The organism is Microbacterium sp. NPDC064942 (assembly GCF_049545525.1).
In the GTDB taxonomy this organism is placed as follows: domain Bacteria; phylum Actinomycetota; class Actinomycetes; order Actinomycetales; family Microbacteriaceae; genus Microbacterium; species Microbacterium gawkjiense.
On the sequence record NZ_JBMWDR010000017.1, the window covers coordinates 1 to 3,307 of the forward strand.

The window sequence follows — 3,307 nt, forward strand, 5'->3', positions numbered from 1 at the left end:
CTACCTACCCCCAGCCGAGTACGCTCGACAGTGCACCCATCAAATGGAAACCGACGACTCACAGAACGTCCGGACCGAATGAAGGGGGCGGCTCACCAGGGCCGACGTGACGAAAGGTCGACCTTGGCCGGAGGCCCACGTCGCCGGGGTCAGGACACGTTGACTCGCAACGCCCACAGGAAGACGCTATACGGGATACGATCGCTGGTCGTTCGTTCAGGGCACTATCCGGTTGCCCAGGTTGCCCGTCACGTAAAGCGCAACGAGTGCTGCGACAACGACTACGACAACGATTCCGAGCACTATTGCCACTCGTTTACTCACGGGTATCTCGCCTTCATTCCGGCCAGGTCTCCGTTGCCGAGCTTGCGCTGTGAAGTGAGGCAGGTGGGTGACTCAGGCATCATGACCTGCTGGGTCGCTAGAGCTACATGGTTCAGGCCGAAAAAGTGACCGGCTTCGTGGGTCATCACTCCCTGCAGGTCGTAGGCGCCGGAGCATCCTGTGACTGACGAACCGGTGTACCAAGAGCGGCTGGAAGTGTCGATTCTGATATCTGCGTTGATGATTTGGCCGGATGTGCGCCATGTGCATGTGCCCGCGAGTGTCCCGCTGGAAAGCGGGCCGCCATCGACGACGTTCTTGAAGTCGTTAGCAAGGCAGAGTGAATCGTTGATGTTGGCTGACGTGCTCGTGGTGCCTTGATATGCGTGCGCGGCGCTGTTTGGCTTGTTTTGACCGCATGCTCCGATGCCGTCTGCCATGGCAGTGAACGCGCCCGCAACTCGCGCCTGGCCGCCGAAGCTGGGAGTTTTGTACCACCATTTTGCTGTGGAGAGCCAGCGTTCATTTGAGATTGAGTACGCGTAGCTGTCGCATTTCGGGCTGGTTGCCAATGGAGTCACCACGGGGTCGAAGACAGGGTTCTCGGCCAGCGAAAACTCCGCGGCTACCGAGGGTGAACCCTGGATCTCGACGGCGTCATGCGTCATCGAGAGCGTGGCGATCTCTCCGTCTTCAGATTGAGCGACCGTGAATTCGGGGACTTCCACCCCCGGCTCTGCCGATGTGGCGCTGTAAGTGACCGAAGTCCCCCTTTCCGGAAGCACAGCGCCGACACCCGAGGCATCGTCTCGGATGATCAGGTCGCCTAGATCGGTGCAATTAGCTACCTCATCCAGCTCGCTAGCCCAAATCTGCCCGGATTCCACAGCCTCATCACATGCGAACGTCTCAGCGGCGGCTGGCGTTGGCAGAAGAAAGAACGAGGCTGCGATCGCGGCGACGCCTAGTTGTACACCAAGTCTTGATGATTTCATGTTCCCCCCCAGGAAGCCGTCCTAATGGCGGCCGTCGTCTGGGACTCTAGGGGAGCTCATGGTTCCCTGTCGACACTCAGTTGGATGAATGAGGTAATCCTCCCCATGTCGCCGTCCAAGTGATGCAGTAGAGGCCGTCGATCAATCCGACTCACTCATCGCTGCCACCACGCTCTCCCGCACGTACCGAATGAGCCCTCGCCCGACGTCATAGAAGTCGGGTCCCGCGCCAGCTGCTCGCATCGTCCGAAGTTCGGACAGGTCGACTCGCAGCGCCTCCGCGGCCTCCGCCGGCGTGAGCAGCAGCGGACCGTCGACGACCGCCCCCGCCCTCATCGAGCAGCTCGCTTCTTGGCAACGTCGTCGATCTTGTCGGGACGGAACCCCGACCATGACTGATCGGCCGTTTCCACGACGGGCGCCTGCAGGAACCCGGCTGCCTTCAATCTCGCCAGCGCTTCGGGATCGGACAACACCGACGGAGCGTGCGCGCTCGAGACGCTTCGGCTGGCTTGCTCAAGCGCTTGGCGCCACCTGAGCCAGCGATGCTCACGCTAAGCTTCTATGATTATCTAGCTAGGTCTAGTGATTATCTAGATATTGGTAGTTTTCAGTAGATGGGAGTTCGCGTGGATCCCGTTCGCAATCCATACTCGCCGGGCGCGGGACGGAAGCCGGCTGCCCTCGTCGGCCGAGACGACGGGCTACGCGCGTGGTTTACCGCGCTGCAGCGGGCGGAACGTGGGCGAACCGATCAGCCCTTCGTCTTATACGGGCTGCGCGGCGTTGGAAAGACAGTCTTACTGTCTGAGTTTCGCCGCAATGCCATCAAGCGCGGGTGGATTGCTGCGCAGGTGGAGGCGGGCACCGGGAAGGCGTTGCGCGAGCTCCTGGGAGAAGCACTCTATGGGCCCCTGTCCGATCTGGCACGGCCAACGGCAGGAAAGCGTCTCCTCAAGGCGCTGAGAACTGCGCTTACCTTCAAGGCGTCGTATGACGCCACTGGAAGTTGGTCTTTTGGGCTAGATCTCTCGGGATCAGACGGAGGTGGGGCTGACACGGGGATTCTTGATACCGACTTGCGGAAGCTGTTGCGAGACCTGTCGGGAGCGGCCGAAGAAGAGGGGGTCGGCCTGGCGATCTTCATCGACGAAGCACAGGATCTAGATCCAGACGAACTCGCGACCCTCTGCGCGATAGCTCACGCAGCGGCCCAGGATGAATGGCCGCTTCTGTTCGCGTTCGCGGGCCTGCCGAGCCTCCCGCGGATCCTGGCTGAGGCGAAGTCTTACGCGGAGCGGTTCCACTACTTCAAGATCCAACAGATTGATGAGAGCGTCGTCGCCGAGGCTCTGACAATCCCCGCTGCGCAGGAAGACGCAGAGTGGGAGGATGAAGCCGTCGCTCTCGTGGTGGCGAACTCCGGTCGTTACCCATATTTTCTGCAGCAGTACGGCCAGGAAACCTGGAACGTCGCAGCGGGTCCTGTCATCACAAAGACTGACGCCGAACTCGGGATCGCTCAAGGGAACAATCAGCTGGACAACGGCTTCTTCCGTGCGCGATGGGACCGGGCCACTCGGTCAGAACAGCACTACCTCAGAGCGATGGCTGCGGACGGAGACGCCGGTAGTTTCTCGGGAGAGATCGCGTCACGGCTCGGCAAGAGTCCAAAAAGCTTGGGCCCGACCCGCGCCGCGCTGATCGGGAAGGGCTTGGTGTATGCCCCGGAACACGGAGTCGTCGCCTTCACCGTTCCCGGCATGGCCGCATTCATTGCAAGGCAACTGGACGCCTAGGGCGTGTTGATCAAGAAGGTGCGGGGTGGCCAGCCGCCGCGAGTTGCGCTTCTGCTTGTCGCCGAAAGCGATCGGCCGGCCCGGCTTCTTGCGGCGGTGCGCGATCTGGTCGTCCCGCTCGGGGATGGTCGCCGCGATCCTCCGGTCGCGGAGCCAGGCGCGGTTCGCCCTTGAGGGGTACCCCTTGTC

3 protein-coding genes are annotated in these 3,307 nt (G+C 61.5%); 1 reads left to right on the top strand and 2 read right to left on the bottom strand.

Annotated features, from left to right (window positions below):
- Positions 1 to 320: 320 nt before the first annotated feature.
- Positions 321 to 1,211 carry a matrixin family metalloprotease gene (locus tag ACPEH2_RS15680; protein ID WP_359921448.1) on the bottom strand — a complete coding sequence of 297 codons (891 nt, stop codon included), beginning with the start codon at positions 1,209 to 1,211 and terminating at the stop codon, positions 321 to 323.
- Between the two features lie 440 nt (positions 1,212 to 1,651).
- On the bottom strand, positions 1,652 to 1,795 hold the full coding sequence (locus tag ACPEH2_RS15685) for a hypothetical protein (protein ID WP_423719072.1): 144 nt from the start codon (positions 1,793 to 1,795) through the stop codon (positions 1,652 to 1,654).
- A gap of 153 nt (positions 1,796 to 1,948) precedes the next feature.
- Here ACPEH2_RS15685 and ACPEH2_RS15690 point away from each other — a divergent pair, with 153 nt between their 5' ends.
- Positions 1,949 to 3,118 carry an ATP-binding protein gene (locus ACPEH2_RS15690; protein ID WP_359921450.1) on the top strand — a complete coding sequence of 390 codons (1,170 nt, stop codon included), beginning with the start codon at positions 1,949 to 1,951 and terminating at the stop codon, positions 3,116 to 3,118.
- Positions 3,119 to 3,307 lie beyond the last annotated feature (189 nt).